The sequence below is a fragment of the Mesorhizobium sp. M7A.F.Ca.MR.245.00.0.0 genome, from assembly GCF_003997415.1.
Taxonomy (GTDB): Bacteria; Pseudomonadota; Alphaproteobacteria; order Rhizobiales; family Rhizobiaceae; genus Mesorhizobium.
Window position 1 is genome coordinate 1 of record NZ_RZTE01000019.1, and the last position, 20,373, is coordinate 20,373.

A 20,373-nucleotide genomic window follows, 5' to 3' on the forward strand; every position below is an offset into this window, starting at 1 on the left:
TGGGTTTTGCGCGTGCGGTTGCCGACCGGGTGATCTTCATGGACGCTGGGCAGATTGTCGAGGAGGCAGCCAGATACTGAAGCATTAAACTTCCAGAAAAAAGCTGCGTGGATGCGCTGGACGAACGGCCCGTGCCTTTCCTCAACCAGCAGCGCGCGGGTGCCGCCGATCCTTGCGGATCGTGTCTGCCAGCGCGACGCTGACGTCGGACGCTTTGCTAGCCTCAATGCCAATCACCAAGCTGCTCAACAATATCGATGCGGTAGGCGCCGGATTTTGCGTACCCACAGTGTTGCCGATGCCTTGCAAGTCAGCCGGGGAACCATTGAAAATCCTGGCCGTTACGGTGGTCCTGGTCCGCGCGAGAGGGCACTTTGGAAACAGATGATGCATCACCGATCACTTCTGGCGTCGAGGGTCTCGATTACATCCTGAGAGGTGGTTATGCCAAATACCGGTCACACCTGATCGAGGGCAGGCCTGGATCCGGCAAGACGACGCTCGGGCTGCAGTTTCTGATCAACGGCGCACAGAACGGAGACAGGTGCCTTTACATCACACTTTCCGAGAGCAAGCGTGAACTTCTGTCGGTCGCCAATCGTCATGGGATGTCACTAGACGGCGTAGACATTCTGGAACTGGTACCCCCGGAGCTCAGCCTCGATCCGTCTCAACGCCAGACACTGGTGCACTCCTCCGACCTTGAACTGGGTGAAACGGTCCAATCCGCACTGGATGAAATAGGCCGTCTTAAGCCGGATCGTGTCGTTTTCGACTCCCTGTCGGAGATACGCCTCCTATCCCAGGGCTCCTTGCGCTACCGGCGGCAGGTGCTGGCGTTGAAGAGCTTCTTCCTTCTTAACGACGCAACGGTTCTGCTCCTTGACGACCTGACCGCCGAATTTGACGATTTGAACCTGCATTCTATCAGCCATGGGGTCATTCGCATGGAGCAGCTGTCACCCGTGTATGGGGGGGAACGCCGCCGCTTGCGGGTCATCAAGATGAGAGGTGTGGAAATTCGTGGCGGATACCATGACTTTGTCATCCGGCCAGGTGGGGTATCGGTCTTCCCCCGGCTCGTGGCCGGCGAACACGACGAAGGGAAGCAGGGCCCGCCAGCCCTAAGTGGCACTTCCCTCGACAATCTATTGGGCGGCGGGCTGTCACGAGGCACCAGCACCTTGTTGATCGGGCCATCAGGTGTAGGCAAGTCTACGATTGCTTCAACATTCTGCCACGCCGCGCTTTTGCGCGGCGAGACGGTGCTGGTGCTTCTTTTCGATGAAACGAAGCGTATCTTCCTGGCGCGCGCAGCCGGGCTTGGATTGGACCTGGAACCGTTCATCAAGAGTGACATGCTTCTCCTGGAGAAAGTCGAGCCTGCTGAACTGTCACCCGGAGAGCTGTCGTCTCGGATCCAAGCCGCCGTGGACCATTCGAATGCGCGGCTTGTGGTGATCGACAGCCTGACCGGCTACTTGAATGCGATGTCCGAGGAACAGCATCTGGTGTTGCAAATGCACGAGATCCTTACCTACCTCAATCAAAAAGGCGTCGTCACAATCCTTCTGCTCGCCAACCACGGATTGCTCGGGCAAATGGTGGCGCCGGTAGACATGACATACCTCTGCGATTCGGTCATGTTGTTGCGCTTCTTTGAGAATGACGGGAGGTTGAGGCGCGCGATCTCAGTAGTGAAAAAGCGCGTCGGCGCCCATGAAGACACCATTCGCGAATTCAAGATCAGCCCCGCCGGACTCGCCGTGGGGGAACCTCTTGAACAGTTCCGAGGCATCCTGACGGGGGTGCCCTCCTATCAGGGCAAGCAGGGCGATCTTCTCAAAGATAAATCATCATGATGGCAACGGATCCCGGAGTGCTCATCCTCTCACCGACCGGCCGTGATGCAAAAATCGCGGCATCAATCCTCGCGTCGAAGGGCATTGTAACGCATATCTGCAGCACTCTTGCTGAGACGTTGCCGCTGCTGGATATGGCACAGTGCCTAGTCGTTGCAGAAGAAGCATTGCTCACTTCGGATCGCAATCCATTCGCCGCCTGGCTTGAAAGCCAGCCGGCCTGGTCTGATTTTCCGATCGTTCTGCTCACGATGCGTGGCGCTGAGTTCGACGAGCGGCTGAGATTTCTCGACCGCTATCTCATCGTTCTGGAGCGGCCGTTTCTGGCATCAAGTCTAGCCAACTCCGTGCGTTCCGCGCTGCGCGCCCGCACGCGGCAGCTCGAAGTCAAATCCTTGCTCGAGCACAAAGAGGAAGTGGCGCATCGTCAGAAGCTGTTGATCCGGGAGCTTCATCACCGCGTCAAGAATACTCTCGCTAATGTGAGAGCGATGATGGGGGCAACAGCCCGCTCAAGCAGCAATGTGGATGATTTCGTGCGCAATTTCTCGGCCAGGCTGGTATCTCTGGCTGACACCCATTCGATGCTGACAGATGATTATTGGCAGACCGCATTTCTGCACAAATTGCTGGAAACCGAGCTTCGGCATTACGACACGACGGACAGGTCACGCATTCTCTTGGAAGGGCCTGATGTCGCGCTTGTCGCGGATCTCGCAATACCCGTGGGCATGGCTTTCCATGAGCTGGCGTCGAATTCGTCGAAATTCGGAGCGTTGTCCTGGCCTCGGGGACGGCTTGAGGTACGCTGGTCGGTGGCGCAATTCAAAAATGCTCAAGTGGTTCATCTTGACTGGCGTGAACGCGATGGCCCTGAGGTGCACCCGCCCCAGCGAAGTGGTTTTGGCACAACCTTGCTAGAGAGGGTTGTCGCCGTGCAGTGCGACGCAAAGGTTGAGCTGCAATACCACCCCAAGGGGTTAAGATTTGCAATGGACTTGCCCCTTCGGGACACCAGGCTTGTCCCTGCCTACTAGTCTGCGCGGGCCGTTTCGGGGGCGCCCTATTGGCGGCAAAAGGCCTATCTGGCGAGCAATCGCGGGGACTTTGCATCTCCACACTATTAGAGCTGGGAGCGTAGCCTGCTGGCAAAGTAGTCGGTGACCTTTTCGCTCACCGGACGTGCTTGCCACTCTTCCAGCCTGACTTGCCTTGATCGTTTCAGGTCCTCGTTGAAGATGTCTATTTGCGTTCGCGCGAATTCCATGTCGTAGACGTTCAGACTGGCCTCATCGTTGAGGCGCAAGGAACGCTCATCCAGATTGGCCGAGCCAACGCTCACCCAGACATCGTCGACGATCAACAGCTTGGGGTGGTACATTGTGGGTTGAAACTCAAAAATGCGCACACCGGCTTTGAGCAATTCGCCCCAGAAATAACGTGAACCCTTTCGCACTATGGGCACATCCGTCAGCCAATTGGGAACGATGACATCGACCGAGACGCCTCGCTTCCTTGCATCAAGAATCTGCTGCAGGGCTATGTCGTCGGGCACGAAGTAGGCCATGCCGATGCGCAGATGATCCTTGGCCGCGGCTATTGCTGCCAACATCATCAACTCCATGTTCTCCGAGCCGTTTGGCTGCGAAGAAAGTATCAACTGGGCATCGAGCCCACCAGCGGGCGCAACTGCAGGGTAGAACTTTCCGCCCTGCAATGTCTCGCCGGTCGTCTCAAGCCAGTTTTCCGCGAACGCCGCTTGGAATGCGGACACGGCGGGTCCTTCGATCCGGTAGTGCGTGTCGCGCCATTCATTTGAGTTGCGTGCGTTCCCGCGCCAATTATCGGCAATGCCGGCGCCGCCAGTGAATGCTATCCGGCCATCGACGATCAGCAGCTTGCGATGAGTTCGGTTGTTTACACGGTCCAACGTATACCAGCGTAAAGGCCGATAGCGTTCGAACCTCACACCGGCAGTGGTCATGATGTGGATCAAGTCCTCGTCGAAGGGAAGGCTGCCAACCCAGTCGACGTTCACACGGACTTCGACGCCTTCGCTGGCTTTCGCCGCCAATGCGATCGCGAACTCGTAGCCGATGGCTCCTGACCAATAAATATATGTCTCCATGTCGACGCTGGATCGAGCCGCCCCGATTGCTTGCAGCATTGAGGGAAATATTTCGTCTCCGTTGATGAGAGTTTGGACCGCGTTGGAATCGAACATCTGCCCTTGCGAATAGCTGCTCATCGTCTCGGAAAATTGGGGATCCGTAGCGTCGAACCGATGGGGGACGATTGATCGTAGAACGCGCGGCTCTGGAGTAAGAGTTATGATCAACACCGTGAGCAGGCTGGCCATGGTGGCGATGGCCAGATAGACGAGCACCTTTCGCCAAAGCTCAATGCCGGAGGTCTTCTTGCGGGCGCCTGACGCGACGGAACCGAAAGGCTGCACGTCAATCGCCCCGCTGCTGGCGATGGCGATGCTTTTCGATCTCCTCGGGCTCTTCATCATCGATCCGCGTGATTGCGGCTCCGTGCCAATCCAAGCTCTGTCGCTCGAAGATCATCCAAAGAATTGCGTAAGCCAACAAGATCAGGAACGCAGCGGGACGAGAGGTCAATGTGCCAATTGAGGTAAGCACGCTTGTGACCGTATGGTTTGCCATTCCAAAGAACTCGCGGCAGTGCCCCTGGTTCCCATGAGGCATCATACCGCCCCGCCGTGCCTACAGTGGCTTATGGGTAGGCCACTTGAGTACATCGCCTCTGGCCAGTCGTTACTTTCGATCGAGCACCTTTCGGACCTTCTCGGCCAACTAGTCGATCGTGTAGGGTTTCGTCAAAAGCTCCGTTCCAAAATCGAGCGTGCCATTGTGACAGCGATACATTGTCCTGCCCATTCGTTCGAGCATGAAAAATCCCGGAGCATTCTGGCAGCCTGGAAAGAAAATGAATTCGTGGTCCAATGCCGTCGGTATTTAACTTGGGCGATGCAGCTATGTTCCTGCTTTTGCAAAAATTGCGCAGCCTCGTACGCCGATGCAAGGTGCGTCTGTCCGTGTCGCCGGCGGAATATCCGCGGCCGAGATCGTGTTACGTATTGTGATACCTATTGTGATACAAATCGGACCTTGGAGCAGAAAAAACATAATAAAAACATAGCTTGATCCGGGGATAGTTCCCGCCAACGGTAGTATCACAGTAGGTCTCACAATATGTATCACAAATAGGAACTGGGTGCGCTCGGAAGCGACGCGAAGTGATTGATACCAAAAAGCTTTTTTGCGACACGCGATGGTCATTGTCGGAAACCGCCAGGATTCTTGGTGAAGAAAATCGCACCGGAAAGGCTTCGATGGGCCGCTTCCCGTCTACCGTGGGAGCCGATGGATGGCATCAGGCGCACCCGTCGCTGGATTGGGACTTGGCGGGTGCGTCCCATCCAGACAGCCATGCCGGTGCCGTTTGACACTCATTGCGGATGGCTCGGCTCTGAGGTAATTTAGATCCTGATCGGATGGGAAAGTGCCTGCTGCCGCGACGGTTTTTTGTTTTCTGTTCCTGTCTCGGCTGATTGTGAGCTCTTTAACAGCCTTGATACCGCAACCTTGGGGGCTTGTGGTCATCAGGTAGCGACGGTGGAAACAGGCCATGCTCCGACTTTGCGGATTCATCGCGGTCTTCTTCGTAGCGGCCCTTACGACCTTCGATGCGTCGGCCGATCGACGGGTCGCCCTGGTGATCGGCAATTCCGACTACCGGCAATTCCCGGCGCTGAAGAACCCGGTCAAGGATGCCGAGGACGTCTCCAAGACGTTTCGACTGGCAGGGTTCGAAGTTTTCGTTGCAAGCAATCTCACCAAGCTGCAGTTCGAAGAGCAGTTCCGCAATTATCTTGCCGCGATCGATGGCGCCGACCTCGCCGTCGTCTACTATTCCGGTCACGGTTTCCAGATCGGCGGCGAAAACTTCCTGATTCCCGTCGATGCCTCGTTGAAGCAGGCGGCGGACATCGAGGTCCAGGCCATCAAGCTCAACGATGTCCTGGAACAGATGCGTTCGAAATCGAAGATCCAGGTGATCGTCCTCGATGCCTGCCGCAACAATCCGTTCCCGCGCAAGAATTACTGGCTGAGAGACCAGCTTATCACCTCCGGCAACGCCGGGCTCGCGCAGGTCAGAAGCTCGCTGAACACGCTCATTGCCTTTGCCACCGAGCCTGGGGCGGCGGCCTATGACGGCAGCGGCGACCTCAGTCCGTTTTCGGCGGCGTTTTCCCGTCGCGCGCTGGCCCCGAACCAGGAGATCCGCACGGTCATGGCGGCGGTGCGCCGGGATGTGGTGGAGGCAACAAAAGGCCTGCAGGTTCCCTGGGAGAACTCGTCGCTGATCGACGAAGTGGTGCTGATGCGCCGCAGCAACCGCCCCTCGCTGCCGCCGGTGCTGGAGAAAATCGTGTTGTCGGGAGTGGGCCCAGTCGATCTCGGCCTGCCGGAACCGGTCGATGTCGACGGCGGAACGATCACCGTGAGCATCGAGAGACCACCTGCTCTCGGCCGCCTCATGCTGGACGGCGAACCTGTCGAGGTTGGCGAACCGATCCAGGGCAAGGACATGCCGCGTTTGCAGATGGATGTGCCCAAGGGGGTCGACGCGCAGGACGAGGTGGATATGCTGGCCTACGCCACGCATGACAATTGGGGCGGTCAAAGCCAGGGCATCCTGGTGTTCCGGGTCAAAAGCGGCGAAGGCGCCCATGGCGAACAGGTCATGGCCTCGCTCGCGGCCGAGCAAAAGCAACAGGTGGTGGAGCGCGGCATTCATATCACAGGTGCCGCCGAGGCGATCGAAAACCGCGACATTGATGTTGCCGTTGGCGTGGGCCCGGTTGCGCTTAACCTGGATTTCCCGACCGACGATCCCGCGGTCAGTCTCAAAGTTTCGGCATATCCCGCGACAGGAACCCTTTCGCTCCCCGACAGAACCCTGTCACCTCAGTCCAGCCTGATGGCCGCTGAAGTCGACCGCCTGCGCTACGAACCTCAGATCGGCGTATACGCGCCGGTCGAGGTCGGCTTCGAAATCCGTGCGGACAGCAGTTCGTCCAAGCCCGCCACGATGAAACTGTCGCCAACCGTCGATCCGTGCGACTCCGCCGCCGGCGAGCCTCTGGACCTGCAAGGCGTCGTTCCCGGCCTGCTGCCGAACGAAATCGGCGCCGGCGCCGTGGAGGTTTGCGAAGCCGCTGTGAAGGCTTATCCCGATGTCCCACGCTTCCGCTACGAACTGGGGCGCGCGCTGCTCGCAACTGGCAAGGTCGAGGAAGCGAAGACAGCCATCGAGGAGGCCGCCAAGAAGGGACATGTGCGTGCTGTGTTCGAACTCGGCTACATGTATGCGACGGGAACCGGTCTGGTCATCGACCGCACGCAGGCCAACGCGCTTTACGAAGCGGCATCCGACAAGGGCGATCCCTACGGCATGACGTCGTGGGGCCGCGCCTTGTTCAATGGCTATGGCGTCAAGCCCGATACCGCCAAAGGTCTGGACCTGCTGCTCAAGGCGGCCGCGATGGGGCACACCTATGCCATGAACGATCTCGCCGCGATCTTCACGGAAGGCCGCAACGGCGTGACCGCCGACCCGGCCCGTGCAGTTGCCTTCCTGGAGGCCGGCGTCCAGCGACAGGACATGTATTCTATGAACCTTCTCGGCCGTAACTACCTGGCCGGAGTGGGTGTCGAAAAGGACCCCAAGCAGGCGCAGGGGCTATTCCAGAAGGCTATGGATCTAGGCCAGCCCTACGCTCCGGCCAGCCTTGCGCGCATGTACCGGGATGGCGTTGGTGTCGAGCAAAACCTCGACGAAGCGCAAAGACTGTTCGAGTTGGCCACGGCACGCGGCGATCAGTCCGGCGCATATGATCGCGCAGCGCTCGAAATGCAGAAGGGCGCCAATGCCGACCAGACGATAGCGGTGCGCTATCTGGCCTTTGCGGTCGCGCTTGATCTTCGCAAGGAATTGCCGGGTGCCCAGACGACGCTGACGAAATTCGAAGTGAAGACGAAAACGGCCGCGCTCAAGCAATTGCGTGGCGAACTCAAGTCGAAGATCCCGGCGAAGGGCTCGCTTGACGACCAACTGGTCAATGCGGCCAGAGCGGTCTGGGAGCAAGCCAATCCGCGTCGGGACTTGTTTTGATCAGTGAGGAGGCAATCGTGGGCAGGGCAGTGAAGCAGGCATTGATCGCCACAGTTCTATCCGGCGCTCTGGTGGCAGTAGCGGGCTGCATGTCCGTTGCGCCCGCGCCCAAGGCCGAACCGACGGTGACGACGACAAAGCACAGGCCGAAGCTCATTCGCACGACGACCACGCCAAAGATCACCAGGCAGAAGAAGGCTATCGCCAAGAAACTCGTCGAACCGACTGAGGAAACCGCACCTGTCGTCGTTCCACCTTTGGGCGGCGGCAATGGCGGCACCGGTGGCACTGGTGGCGGAGGCGGCGGCTGGGGATAGTGCTAACAGCAGGTCAGGGTTTCGCGGCACCGCTCGCCGAGGCCGCCTGCCACCATTTGACACGCCAACTCTGCAGCCCGGACCTTGACCGGAAGACCGGCTGCAACTGCTCGCCAACCAACCACAAGTGCTCTATGCTCTCGCCAGGTGTCGTGTCGATACGGTGGTCCTGGGCAGGGGCGTTCCATGTTCGAAGTCGTCGCATTCTGGTGGAAGACGAGGCTGAAAGGCCCCGCCACACGAGGTCTTGGCCTGATCGTCGCGCTTTCCGGCTTGCTGCTACTCGCATCGCAAGCCGCCAACGCAGCGCCGAACTGGACGCTTGATCCCACGGCTTCGGTGATCACCTACCAGTCGGTGAAGAAAAACACGATCGTCGAGACAAACAAGATCAGGAACATCACCGGCACGCTCAGCTCGGCGGGTGATGCCAAGGTCACGTTCGACCTCAATTCGGTCGATACCGGCGTCGACCTGCGCAACGTCCGCATGCGCTTCCTGTTTTTCGAGACATTCAAATACCCGACGGCCGAGCTGAGCGCCAAGGTGGACCCCGCCGCTTTCGCCGATCTCGCGACAAAACGCAGGGTGAAGTCGACGCTGCCTTTCCGTCTCAATCTGCACGGCGTCGACAAGGACCTCGAGGCCAGCATCGTCGTCACCATGATCAGTGACGACATGGTCTCCGTTGCTTCGGAAGCTCCCGTCGCGGTTCACGTGGAGGATTTCGGCTTGCTGCCGAATGTCGACAAACTCCAGCAGGCGGCCAACGTCACCAACATCGTGCCCACCGCGTCGGTCTCGTTCGATTTCGTCTTCACCGCTGACGGCAGCAAGCCCGCCGCCGGCCAGACCGTCGCTGCAAGCACAGCCGACGTCGGCCCCGTTGCCACCGATGCCGCGAAGGCGAATTTCAGCGATGAGGAATGCCTGAACAGGTTTGCCGTGCTCTCGCGTACTGGTGCGATCTACTTCCGTCCCGCCAGCGCGCGGCTCGATGCGAAAAGCCGGCCGTTGCTGACGGAGGTCGAAGGTGTCGTTGGCAAATGCCCAAGCCTGAAGGTCGAGGTCTCCGGCTATACCGATTCCGATGGATCGCCGGACGCAAACAAGCAGTTGTCGGAGCGGCGCGCCCACGCGGTTGCCGACGCCCTGATTGCCGAGGGTATTCCGCGCAATCAGATCAGCGCCTCCGGCTATGGCGAGGAGCGGCCGGTTGCCGCCAACGATACGCCGAAGAACAAGGCGCTCAATCGGCGGATCGAGTTTTCCGCCACCAAGCCCGTGAACTGAGGTTCCGGTGAGGTCCGATCTGATCGCCTGTTGCGGTGGCCTCTTTCGTGCCGTCGGGCTTGCCGCGCTTGCCTTGCTTTTGACCGTAACAGCCGCCAGTGCCGAGCGCCGCGTCGCGCTGGTTCTGGGCAATTCCCAGTACCAGCACGCGGCGCCGCTCGCCAATCCGGTGCGCGACGCCCAGGCCATGGCCGAACGCTTGAAGAAACTCGACTTCGAGGTCTTTTCCGGCTTCGACCTGACCAAGCTGCAGACACAGGCGACGATCGAGCAGTTCGCGAAACAGGTGCGCGGTGCCGACATCGCGCTGTTTTTCTATGCCGGCCACGGCCTGCAGGTTTCGGGCAAGAACTATCTGCTTCCAGTCGACGCTGCGCTGGAAGATGAAACCTCCCTCGACTTCGAGGCCGTGTCGGTTGACTTCATTTTGCACCAGATGTCGCGAGAGACCAGCATCAGGCTGGTATTTCTCGACGCTTGCCGCGACAATCCCCTCGCGGAGATGCTGGCCAAGACCGCTGGCGGCAAAGGCGCAAGCAGCGGCCTTGCCGAAATCCCGATAGAGAAGGGCGGCGCCGGCACGCTCGTCGCTTTCGCCGCCAGTCCCAATCAACTCGCCTACGACGGGTCGGGCGAACATTCGCCTTTCACCTCGGCGCTGCTCAAGCATATCGGCGCACCGAACGTCCCCATCACCGAGGCCATGAACGGGGTCACCAGCGACGTCTTGAAGGCGACCACCGGCAAGCAACATCCCTGGATCAGCGTCTCGCTGACCACGGAGGTCGTTCTGCACAAGGTCGATCTCAATACGCCATTGATCGTGGGCGAGGCGAGCGCGCCTCAGGCCGAAGGCGGATCCGACGCGCGCAACACCGGCGCTGCAAGCGCATCAGGCCAAAGCGACGACCAGCTTGCGCTCGATGTGCTGCGTCAGAAGATCCCTAGGCTGGCGTCGGACGCCCCGATCTTTTTCGACCATCCGATCGATTTCGGCGATCCGGCAATCGACGGCAAGAGCATCGCCCAGCTAATCAAGGGCAAACCCCTGTTCAGCCCGGTGGAGGGATTGGACAAGTCGGTATGGGAGGACAAACGCTGCGACGGCTGCCATGAATGGGACGAGGCACGGCTATGCGAACAGGCGAAAAATTTCGCCACCAACGATGCTTCCGTTTTGCGCCTGCAACATCCACTTGGAACGCGCTTCAAGGTGGCGCTTGCCAAATGGGCTCAAGGTGGGTGCAAGTAAGCATCCGCCGATTGGCGCAGCGCCTCGATCTCGGCCATCTGAATGCCCATTTCGACAAACGCGGAAAGAACGGCAAAGCGGTCCACCAGTGCGACACGCGCCAGCCCGGCCAGAACACCGGCATTGACTGCATGGGCGGCAGGAAACGTTAAGGCCGATGGTGCTTCTGCGCCGACAACAGATCCGACAATAAAGGAACCATAGTCACGCCATCCCGCCGCCCGGGCAATCCAGGCTCCCGGGGTTGTTGGCGGCGTTGCCTCTGCCTGGCTCACTGCGGCGCGATGGTGGGGGCTGTCCGGTTCACCAACCCAGTCGCGAACATAGGCGAGCAACTCGTGATCATTCCCATCGAGCAACTCGCTCAGATGGCTCAGGCATTCATGCGCCCACCAGACCGCAGCCCGATCGGGAAGCAGGTAGGCACAGAACGTGATCGCCTCTTCGGGAACGCGCCCGGCGAGCAGGTCGCGGCAAAATTCGATCGATTGCTGTTCGGTTGGAAGGGCTCTCATGTCCCGGGCAATAGCGGGACAAGCCATGAAGAGATCCTGTGCCGTTTTGAATCGGAGCTCATTGGCCATGACCGCCACGCCTTCATCGAGAAGCTCCAACCACTCAAGCCCCAGGCGCGGCGCGGGTCAAGTCTCAACCGGTGACGCTGCAACAACTGCCGGCACCGCCGCATCCCCTGGCGTTTATCGACAGACAATTGCCCCGGAATTTGGTATGATCACCACCATCGAAATCGGATGCTCAAGCAGGAGTAACCGCTATGCAGTGGGGCAGTTCAGCCTTGGTGTTGGCAGTCGTGTTTTTCTCGACTCACGCTTCCGCCGACCCTGTTCAGAAATCAGAAGACATCGTGAAGTTTTTTGCCGGCGCCGCCGACCTCGGTAAGTCGCGAGGAATTTGTGTAGGAACCGAGGAAGAGTGCAAGAGCAAGACCAAGGCAAAAGACGCGCCGGCCGAAAAATCCAGCCTCGATATGCTGATCAATTTCGGGTTGGATTCGGCCGAACTCGACGCGACAGCGCGCAGTGAACTCGACGAGTTCGCCAAGGCCTTGAAGGACAGGCGGCTGAGCACATTCAACTTCGTTGTCGAAGGCTACACCGATGCCACCGGCACGGTCCACTACAACGAAGGCCTGTCGCAACGGCGAGCGCAATCGGTGGCAGCCTTCCTGACGGCCAATGGTGTCGAGGCCGCCCGCATCAACCCGATCGGCATGGGCGAAAAGAATCCGCGCAGCCCCAACCCGTACGATCCGGCTAACCGCCGCGTGGAAATGCGGATAAAGACGCAATAGCACCTACCGCGTGCCACTGTTCCAGGAACGCCGGCGGTCAGTTCTTGAGCACGCCGCCCACAGCCACACCGGTGCCGAAGATCAGCGCCTTGGTGAGGAAGTCGTTGTTATCCCGGGGCGGCGGAAGATCATCATCCTGCCGCACCACTGTGTCCCGGTTGCGCCGCTTCTGAACGACCTGCTGTTGTTTGCGGGGTTTCTGTGCCACCGGTCTCTGCGTGCGGACCTTCTTTACCACCTGTTTTTTCGGCTGCGTCGCACGGGCCTGATCGGCAGCATATCTGGCGCGCACGGTTTCCATCATCGGATCAGTCTGGATCACCAGGAATGCAAGTTGCTCGCGTGTCAGATAGCTGGTCTGCGGCAGGCCGTTCTCCACCTGCCAAATACCGATCGCCTGGCGGGTCTGTGGGCCTATGTTTCCGTCGACGCGGCCAAGCTCGTTGCCCAACGCTTCGATGCGCAATTGCAAGTCGATGCGACCCTGGCGGTCGAGGCCAATGGCATTTTCCGTCAACTCGGTGCCCGGTGTTTGCTTCACCTCGTCGGGGACGCCGACCGAGGTGCGCACTGCGGAGCCGGAACTGGCGTTCGCCTGGTCCGTATCGAGTGCCGCGACCTGCCGGTTCTGGGCTTCCGGGTCGTTCAATTCGTCGATGTTCAGCCGCGCCACCGTGGCGAAGCGGCCGTTTGGGAACTGCTCGAGATAGGCCTCGTAGAACGGCACCGAGTTGCGCTTGGAGGCTTCATCCCAGAGCCGCTGCTCGACTTCCCAGGAAGGCGGGTCACCAACCACCAGCGTGGGGGCGGTTGCCGCCCCGGCATTGGCAGGCTGTGCTTCAGGCGCCGCCACGACAACGGGTTTTCCAATGAAGACCTCGCGCCCCAGCGACGCGTTGTGCCAAGGCCTCTGGCGACCTTGCGTCGTCTCGGTCACTTCGCCGCGCACGCGCGTCAGCGCGCTCTGGATCTCAATGCCGGGTTCGGTCAGGTGCCTGGCGAGCGCCGTGGAGTAAGGGCTGTTGACGCCGTTGCCGTCGAAAGCGATGGCGCCCGGATCGGTTGCATAGGCGATCAGGATGCCGCCCGTGCCTACGCCGTCCGATCGTGCTTCGATCGGTGCCAGACCGGACCCCAACGAACGCGACTTCGGCAGCGAGGCGGCCAGCGTCCTGGCGAGCGGATTGTCGCGGCAGGCATCGAGTATGATCACGCCGACCGCCGGATCGGGCGGCAGCGCCGCCAAGAAGTCGTCGACCTGAATGGTGCGGGTCTTGAGATAGGCCGGCGACGTCAACTCGGCGTCGACCGGTATCACGAAATTCTTGCCGTCGACCTGCATGCCGTGCCCGGCATAAAAGATGACGGCGAGGTCGGCATCGTAAGACTGCTCTGTGAACCGGCTGATGAGGCTGTGCATGCCGGCATTGTCCTGATCCATCCCCTCGATCACCTCGAAGCCGGCATTGCGCAGCGTGGAGGCGATGAGGTGCGCGTCGTTGGCGGGGTTGGGCAAAGCGACAGCATGAATGTATTTGCTGTTGCCGATGACCAGCGCAACGCGCTTGGCGTCGGGCGTGGCTGCCTCGGCGCTGAACGCGGCAAGGACAAAAAGGAAAAATCCCCTCAGAAATATGGTCAACGCTTTCATGGACCAGCCCTCCGCCCACCAGGGCGCACTGTTGATGTCTGCGCATGCTAAATTTCCTCAGCGACAAGGTCGCTTATGCCAAAATGGCTCTTGGGCTTATGTGATCCTGACCACAGTCTTGGTTCACAAAGGACCCGAAAAAGTTTGCTATTGTAACACTTGGCAGCAGGAACACCAATGGTCTGGAGCGAAACGCGCGCCGCGCGGGGCGGGTCAAATCGAGCCTATTAGAGTCGTAATCGCCTGCTTGTATTTTTCGAACTCCGGCGATGTCTGGCGGACTTCCGTCGTGGTCGATACCGGTTGGCCTGCGCCGGTCCCCGCGGGGCTGAGCTTTCGGCCCATTTTCCTTTCGGCCCAGTCCACGACATAGCCGGCGGTCTTGCCGGTGAGGAACGGATTGGCCTGAATGACGGCCGACCCGAGCACGGCGCTCAATTGCGCCGAACCCGACGCCGACAGCACCTGATGCGCGCCTTCCATGCCCAGGAAATGGCAGAGATAGAGCCGGCCGGCTGTGATCTGGTGGCCTCGCGCCCGAAGATAGGCTTCACCCTCGCGCGCAAGATTGCGCACCATCTCGCGCGAGATCGTGTAGTCGTAGCGCAGAGCAAGGAGATCCGCATTTGAAAGTGTGCGCGCCAGTTCGGGACGGTAGGTGTTCATCATCCTGATCCAGGTCTTCGATATGAATTGGCCGGCACCGGTTGCTGAAGAAAGCGGGTTCTTGGCGCGGGCGCTGCCACCACTTTCGACATGAACGATACGGTCGGTCAGTGTTTCGACAGCAGGATCGCTCGTTGCGACCGCGGCGGTCACCGTGCCCAGCGGGTCGATCGCCCCGCCATTCTGATAGAGTTCGAAATGCAGATGCGGCCCGGTCGACAGGCCGGTGGTGCCGATATAGCCAATGATGTCGCCGGCCTTCACCTTTGTGCCGACACCGCTTGCGATCGCGAATTTCTGCATATGCGCGTAGCGCGTCTCGCGTCCGGTGGCATGCGCAATCTTCACCAGGTTGCCGTAACCACCGCCGTCGCCCTGGAAGGCGATCTCGCCGTCGAAGGCGGCTGCGATCGGCGTACCCGAGGGGGCTGCCCAATCGACGCCCTTGTGGATGCGAACCACGCCCAGAATTGGGTGCTTGCGCGGACCGAAGGTGGACGTCATGACCCCGTTGACCGGCGTGACCATGCCGTTGGTGACCGTCAGCGAGCGAACCTGATCGTCGCCGGTAACGCACGCAAACTGACCGTCGCTCTGCTGGAAGACGAAGCATTCGAGGCTCTTTTCAGTACCCTGCACACCGACATACAGCACGCGTCCGTCGGTCTCGCCCTTGCCGCGGGGCGTTTGCGAATAGAGCAGGACAAGGCGCTGGTCCTCGCTGGCGAAGGCGTCCAGATCCTGTCCTCTCGACAGGTACATGATCGCTTCGCCGATCACGCCGGTCGGAACTTTGTTGCGCGCCGCCGTCGAATAGATTGCGTCGAGCAGGCGATATTGCCGCTTGTGCGTGCCTTCTTCCGGTGCACCCGAATAGTTGAACAGATCTTCGCGGACCCAGGGATCGACACCCGATACGAATGCACCCGCGGCGTTGCGCGTCAGCGTGCCGACAAAGACGTTCTTGGCGTAGATCGACACCTGCATGAGCGACATTGTTGTCGTCTCGCGCGTCGGCCTGAAACCACGCATGGCGACGACATAACCCGGTTCCAGGCCTTCCCGGTTGAAAAGCGCCTTCAGCGCTTCGCCCGCCCGCCTGGCGTCCTCGACGGAGAAATGCGCATCGAGCGCAACGCTGTCCAGGCTGCGGTCGTTGAGGATTTTCACGAACGTGTCTTCGGTCGCCTCGAACCGCTGATACTCATTCGTGACGGTTGCGACACTCGTGTTGTTTTCGATCTGTGTCTTCTGGAATGCGGGCAGGGCTGCTTCGCCTGCATCGATTGTTTCACCCCAGCCGGCTTCGGGATCGTCGGTGCCCATCTGCTGCCCCGAAGCAGCCGGAGCCTCGTTGGGGGCAGGCGAGGGCTGAAGATCGTTCTGCAGATCCCCCGCCGGCGGCTGAAGATCGTCCTGCAGATCGTTGGACGGCGGCGGGGCGGTCTGCCGTTGCGCCTGGAAGAATGCGAAGTCTTCCTGCGTCGACGGTATCGTCGTCATGAATTTTTCGCTGGCGCTGAGCATCACATCCGACAGGATTTCGATCTGCGGAGAAATCCCGGCCTGATCGAGATCCGCCGGCTTCGCGATCGAACGGCCCCTCGACGTGGCGTCGGCGTCGGGGGCAGGGGTGATCCACATCGGGTCCCCGGCAAGGTCGATAATGGCAGGCACATAGACCGATGCATCGGCCGGCACGTCGTCCACCCCTTCGACCGCGTGAAGCTCTTCGTCTTCGTCGCCGAACGACCAATAATCGGCGGTGAGGTAGAAGCCCACGGCGATCGACAGCATGATGATCGCGGCAAGACCGGCAAGCAGCCGGCGCCAGAGCCTGCGTCTGCGAAGCGCAAGGCGCGCCTGCTTCTTCTGCCTGAAGCTCGTGTCGATAGTGTGCGTCACGGGCTGTTTCCGGTCAGGAAGAACGTCCACCGCGCCTGTTCGAGCGTATCGACTTCGAGAAATTGCGCCGCGATATGGCCGCGTTGCCAGCATTCCTCGATGCCGCGGGTCGAGAAACGCCTTCGCTCGATGCACATTTCGGTCGATCCCGTCAGGATCGCGTGGCCGAAGACGTCCGTTGCGTAGATGTAGATGTAGCGGTTGGTCAGTTCCTCGCGAATGACCTTCACGCACTGATTGGCGCCGATGGTCCACCAGCCGTCTGTCTGATCGGCATTGTCGACCTTCTGGCCGACTGCGAGATTGACGACGTCGAGTGTCTGATTGCAGACCGTGAATTCGGCTCGCGCTTCGCCGGATGACAGCACAGCCAGCAGCGCGGCGCCCGCGATGACCACAAGCTTCATGTGGCCCGCCAAGGCGAGCAGGGCGCGAACCGGTTCACACTGCTTTATGGGCAGGTCGGCAGACGAGTGGGGCAAACACGGGCAGCGTTCCATCGGGCGCCCATGACTATCCGCCGAGCCGGAAATACTTGGCAGTGGCTGAGAACTGAGATCCGTTGGTCTCGATTTCCTCGAGAATTTTGGGTAGCAGCGCCGAGGCTGGCGTCGGCGCCGAGAATGCGGCCGCCTCAATATCCTGGGGTCCCGTGATCACCATTATGATCTGCGGCACGGCCTTTCCAGCGGCCTTGTCGGCGGCGCCGAGGCCAATCGGGATGCTGAAGGTGGCTTTGTCCGACTGTGCGACGATGCGATCGTCGAGATTAAACACCATGCCCTTGTGATCGATCAGCAACACGCTGGAAATGAGCCCGCCACGCGTCACCAGCGTGCCGCTGATCGGCGTACCGTTCGGCACCGACGTCCGGTCGAGAACAAGCTGCGGCTTGTCGGCCGCGGTCTGTCCCAGAAAGCGCAGAAAATTGGTGACTTCGCACTGGCTCGGCTCAATGAGGCGGACGCTGATGTCGGGCTCCACATGGAATTTCGCCTGGAAATCGCCCAGCATGCGTTCGAATGGCTGGACCGCTGTTCCAAATCCTTCGATCGCGGCTGCGGTGTCGGTTGACGAATTCATGGTCGCATAGAAACAGTCGCCGCCGCCGAAGTCGCGAATCCAGGAGACTCGTTGCGCGATGTCGTCCACGGCCGGAGGAATCGCCGGTTTGGGCACGTTCAACGCGACGACAGGTTGGTCCGGCTGCTTGGCCGCCGGTGGCACTGTCTTTTGGCTCTCGGCGTTCGCGGCATCCGTCTGGCTTGCAGTGGGTTTGGGCGCCGGCCCGGCAACCTTGGGTTCTGCCGGCTGGCTGATCTGCGGCTCCGGTTTGGGCTTTGGGCTCTCCACAAACTCTGGCTGGGCCGGCGGTGTCTTTTCGGATGGCTGCTGCGCGTCCGTTGCCGGTGACTCCGGGGGGCCCTCGGTTTGCGCGGGGACAGTGGGCTTGGCCGGCTCCGGCGTTTGCACTGCCTTAGCATCTGCCTGGCTTCCAGCCGGCGGCACGCCCGCCTCTGTTTGCGGTTGCGCTTCCATTGCCGGCGGTTTCTCGGATTCCTCGGTCTGCGAAGGGAGTTCGGCGGGCTTGGCCGGCTGCGGCTTTTGAGCCGCCGAGGCATCTGGCTGGTTTTCAGCCGGCGGTACGCTGGCCTCCGGCTGCACGGACGGAACTGGCTTTGCCGGCTCAGGGGCGTTCGCGACTTTGTCGGCGAGGGTCGGCGCCGAAGTTTCCGGTGTAGGCTTTGACGGTTCGGGCGCGGAAAGCGATGTCTTGCCGGCAATCGGCGTTGCCGGCGTCATGAAGCCGCTCAGATACAGGCCCGCGCCTGAGGCGACAGCCAGTGTCGCCAGGGCAGCGATCGCGATAGTTCGGGTCTTTGTGGATTTCTTGGGCATATCCGCAGTGACCGCGCGCGGAGGGCCGGCGACCCGCGAAGGCAGCGGTTCGGACAAATGAGCGGGCCGGACATGCGGGACGAAGCGCTGCTCGCCCGGGCCCGTTGCCGTCGGCGCGTTGCGTCCCGCGACATTGGATGCCTGGGCGCCCTTGGGATCAGGAGCAAGGGTTTGCCCGGCTGACCGGTTGCGGGGTGTGATGGACGTCGGCGGCGTTGTTCCTTCGTCTTCGCCACGCGTCATCCTGGCGATATCAGCCATGCTGACCGGCCGGTCTCGCGGATCCGGTTGCAGCATGGCTTCGACAATGTCACGAAAATCGTCGTCGATATCAGAGAGGTCAGGCACGGCCCGGCGCTTTTCGATGATCTCGAACTGCGATCCGCTCATGTCGATCGGTTTCCCGCGCAGAGCGGCAGCCAGCACCAGCCCAAGGCTGTAAATGTCGGACTGTTCACTGACGTCGCCGCTGTACAGCCCGAGCTGTTCGGGCGAAACGTAGTTGTACTTTCCCGCGAACTTCCCGCCGATCAGTGTCTCCCCGCCCACGGTCGCCGATCGCGCTATACCGAAATCGATGATCTTTGCGCGGTCGACCCGGCACCCCGGCAGGATGATATTGTCCGGCGAGAGGTCGCGATGGATTGCTCCCGCTTGATGCACGGCGCTCAGGCCGGATGCGAGGCGATGGCAGAGCTTGCGCACCTCATCCGTCGGCATCGGACCACGTCGCATGATGTCGTACAGCGACTCGCCGTCGACGAATTCCATGGCAAGGTAGGGACGGCCGATCCCGGGATCGATGGTGAAGACGTGGTATCGCACGACCGCATCATGCGACAGGTGGTTGAGGATCGAGGCCTCCTTGCGGAACAAGGACAAGATCGTCTGGTCACGGGCAAATTCGGGCAGCACGATCTTGATCGCGACATGGTCGCCGGTCTGGATGTTGTGGCCGCGATAGACCTCGCCCATGCCGCCGAATGCGATCCGTTCGTCAAGTTCGTAGATGCCGCTGAGCTGCGTACCGACAGCGGTGTTGGCCACTTGCGGCGATATTCGCGTCTTGTCATCGGCGCTCATCAGCCTCGGCCCTCCGCTCTGGACAGATCAGGGTGGAACGATTGTCCATTGCGCCCGTTCCCAATCTTAACCAGCACAATGGTGACATTGTCCGTTCCGCCTCGCGCCAGAACCGTTTCCAGCAGGTTTTCTCCGGCCGCCTGAGGTGTAGCCGACACGACAGCGGCCTCGATCTCGGGGTCGGTGACATGTGCCGTCAGCCCATCGGTGGCCAGCACGAAAATGTCTCCCGGCATCAGTTCGCCCTGCTGGAAATCGATGACGAAGTCGTCACTGACCCCGATCGCATGTGTGATGACATTGCGGCGTGGCCAGGTGAGCGCCTCGGCCGCGCTGATCATGCCTCGATCCAAGAGTTCCTGCACTTCGGTGTGGTCTTTCGAAATCTGCGAGATCGCGGCGTTGCGGATCAGATAAACCCGGCTGTCGCCCGCCCACAGGCAGGCAAATCGTCCGTCCATCGCCAACAGGGCGGCGACCGTGGAGCCGATGGTGATGCCGCGCGATTCCGATATGCTGCGGATTTCGGCATTGGCCCGGCTCAGCCTGTCCTCGAAGCGGGCCCGAAGATCGGGTGCCGAGCTCGCAATGCCGATTGTTGACAGATGATCGACGATACTGGCGGAAGCGACCTCTCCGGCGTCATGTCCACCCATTCCGTCGGCTACCACCCAGAGGCCAGTTTGTGGCTCGACTAGATAGCTGTCTTCATTGAGCTCACGGACACAGCCTTTGTGGCTCACGCCGAAGCTTTCGATGGAAAGGGCGACAGTATTCAAATTGCCACCAAGCGCTTTTCAAGCGTCCTTCTGCGGCGCACCTTTGGACGCTCGCTGGCGCCACTTTGCCACAGGCTCGAACATTAAAGTACCGAAAACTAAGGAAAACCGGGGTTTGAACTCTGGTCAGCGGATCGGCGCCAGGATCAG

General features: G+C 60.5%; 15 protein-coding genes. 7 read left to right on the forward strand and 8 right to left on the reverse strand.

The genetic code is table 11. From position 1 onward, the window contains the following. The coding region (locus tag EOB80_RS34810) for a hypothetical protein (protein WP_206516825.1) at positions 1 to 233 on the reverse strand (233 nt) is incomplete at its 3' end. A gap of 141 nt (positions 234 to 374) precedes the next feature. Between EOB80_RS34810 and EOB80_RS19555 the strand changes: the two genes are divergently transcribed. Both EOB80_RS19555 and EOB80_RS19560 read left to right on the forward strand, forming a co-directional pair. Beyond that, on the forward strand, positions 375 to 1,862 hold the full coding sequence (locus EOB80_RS19555) for an ATPase domain-containing protein (RefSeq protein ID WP_127329067.1): 1,488 nt from the start codon (positions 375 to 377) through the stop codon (positions 1,860 to 1,862). Further along, positions 1,859 to 2,899, forward strand: a complete 1,041-nt coding sequence (locus EOB80_RS19560) for a sensor histidine kinase (RefSeq protein WP_127329069.1) — start codon at positions 1,859 to 1,861, stop codon at positions 2,897 to 2,899. The genes EOB80_RS19555 and EOB80_RS19560 overlap by 4 nt, the downstream gene beginning before the upstream one ends. 86 nt (positions 2,900 to 2,985) lie before the next feature. Here the strand turns inward: EOB80_RS19560 and EOB80_RS19565 are convergent, their stop codons facing one another. Continuing rightward, on the reverse strand, positions 2,986 to 4,377 hold the full coding sequence (locus tag EOB80_RS19565; RefSeq protein ID WP_245466392.1) for a phospholipase D-like domain-containing protein: 1,392 nt from the start codon (positions 4,375 to 4,377) through the stop codon (positions 2,986 to 2,988). 1,139 nt (positions 4,378 to 5,516) lie between these two features. Here EOB80_RS19565 and EOB80_RS19575 point away from each other — a divergent pair. The 4 genes from EOB80_RS19575 (at position 5,517) to EOB80_RS19590 (ending at position 10,928) form a co-directional block, all read left to right on the forward strand. Further along, complete coding sequence (locus EOB80_RS19575) at positions 5,517 to 8,066, forward strand: caspase family protein (RefSeq protein WP_127329073.1); 2,550 nt, start codon at positions 5,517 to 5,519, stop codon at positions 8,064 to 8,066. A 17-nt stretch (positions 8,067 to 8,083) separates the two neighbouring features. After that, a complete protein-coding gene (locus EOB80_RS19580) occupies positions 8,084 to 8,383 on the forward strand; it encodes a hypothetical protein (RefSeq protein WP_245273064.1) in 300 nt (99 codons plus the stop codon). Between the two features lie 186 nt (positions 8,384 to 8,569). Further along, positions 8,570 to 9,676, forward strand: a complete 1,107-nt coding sequence (locus EOB80_RS19585; RefSeq protein ID WP_127329075.1) for an OmpA family protein — start codon at positions 8,570 to 8,572, stop codon at positions 9,674 to 9,676. Positions 9,677 to 9,683: 7 nt separating this feature from the next. Next, entirely contained in the window at positions 9,684 to 10,928 is a 1,245-nt protein-coding gene (locus tag EOB80_RS19590; protein WP_127329077.1) for a caspase domain-containing protein, read from the forward strand. Here EOB80_RS19590 and EOB80_RS19595 read toward each other — a convergent pair. Further along, positions 10,910 to 11,542 (reverse strand): hypothetical protein, encoded by a 633-nt coding sequence (locus EOB80_RS19595; RefSeq protein WP_245466393.1) that lies wholly within the window; start codon positions 11,540 to 11,542, stop codon positions 10,910 to 10,912. The two genes, EOB80_RS19590 and EOB80_RS19595, sit on opposite strands and share 19 nt — an antisense overlap. A gap of 161 nt (positions 11,543 to 11,703) precedes the next feature. Between EOB80_RS19595 and EOB80_RS19600 the strand changes: the two genes are divergently transcribed. After that, positions 11,704 to 12,240 carry an OmpA family protein gene (locus tag EOB80_RS19600; protein ID WP_127321072.1) on the forward strand — a complete coding sequence of 179 codons (537 nt, stop codon included), beginning with the start codon at positions 11,704 to 11,706 and terminating at the stop codon, positions 12,238 to 12,240. Positions 12,241 to 12,277: 37 nt separating this feature from the next. Here EOB80_RS19600 and EOB80_RS19605 read toward each other — a convergent pair whose 3' ends face one another. The 5 genes from EOB80_RS19605 to EOB80_RS19625 form a co-directional block, all read right to left on the reverse strand. Further along, the gene (locus tag EOB80_RS19605; protein ID WP_127329079.1) at positions 12,278 to 13,891 is read right to left on the reverse strand and encodes a caspase family protein; all 1,614 of its coding nucleotides are present in this window, start codon (positions 13,889 to 13,891) and stop codon (positions 12,278 to 12,280) included. Positions 13,892 to 14,104: 213 nt separating this feature from the next. Continuing rightward, the gene (locus EOB80_RS19610; RefSeq protein ID WP_127329081.1) at positions 14,105 to 16,462 is read right to left on the reverse strand and encodes a M23 family metallopeptidase; all 2,358 of its coding nucleotides are present in this window, start codon (positions 16,460 to 16,462) and stop codon (positions 14,105 to 14,107) included. After that, complete coding sequence (locus EOB80_RS19615) at positions 16,459 to 16,869, reverse strand: DUF1036 domain-containing protein (RefSeq protein WP_164762667.1); 411 nt, start codon at positions 16,867 to 16,869, stop codon at positions 16,459 to 16,461. Before EOB80_RS19615 ends, EOB80_RS19610 begins: the two co-directional genes overlap by 4 nt. Positions 16,870 to 16,975: 106 nt before the next feature. After that, entirely contained in the window at positions 16,976 to 19,444 is a 2,469-nt protein-coding gene (locus tag EOB80_RS19620; RefSeq protein ID WP_127329083.1) for a serine/threonine-protein kinase, read from the reverse strand. Then, positions 19,444 to 20,223, reverse strand: a complete 780-nt coding sequence (locus EOB80_RS19625; RefSeq protein WP_127329085.1) for a protein phosphatase 2C domain-containing protein — start codon at positions 20,221 to 20,223, stop codon at positions 19,444 to 19,446. Before EOB80_RS19625 ends, EOB80_RS19620 begins: the two co-directional genes overlap by 1 nt. Positions 20,224 to 20,373: the final 150 nt, after the last annotated feature.

Excerpts from the sequence above, each read along its gene's own strand:
- EOB80_RS19600 (WP_127321072.1), top strand. The coding sequence starts at position 11,704 with ATGCAGTGGGGCAGTTCAGCCTTGGTGTTGGCAGTCGTGTTTTTCTCG.
- EOB80_RS19565 (WP_245466392.1), bottom strand. The coding sequence starts at position 4,377 with ATGATGAAGAGCCCGAGGAGATCGAAAAGCATCGCCATCGCCAGCAGC.
- EOB80_RS19575 (WP_127329073.1), top strand. The coding sequence starts at position 5,517 with ATGCTCCGACTTTGCGGATTCATCGCGGTCTTCTTCGTAGCGGCCCTT.
- EOB80_RS19585 (WP_127329075.1), top strand. The coding sequence starts at position 8,570 with ATGTTCGAAGTCGTCGCATTCTGGTGGAAGACGAGGCTGAAAGGCCCC.
- EOB80_RS19620 (WP_127329083.1), bottom strand. The coding sequence starts at position 19,444 with ATGAGCGCCGATGACAAGACGCGAATATCGCCGCAAGTGGCCAACACC.
- EOB80_RS19560 (WP_127329069.1), top strand. The coding sequence starts at position 1,859 with ATGATGGCAACGGATCCCGGAGTGCTCATCCTCTCACCGACCGGCCGT.
- EOB80_RS19615 (WP_164762667.1), bottom strand. The coding sequence starts at position 16,869 with ATGAAGCTTGTGGTCATCGCGGGCGCCGCGCTGCTGGCTGTGCTGTCA.
- EOB80_RS19605 (WP_127329079.1), bottom strand. The coding sequence starts at position 13,891 with ATGAAAGCGTTGACCATATTTCTGAGGGGATTTTTCCTTTTTGTCCTT.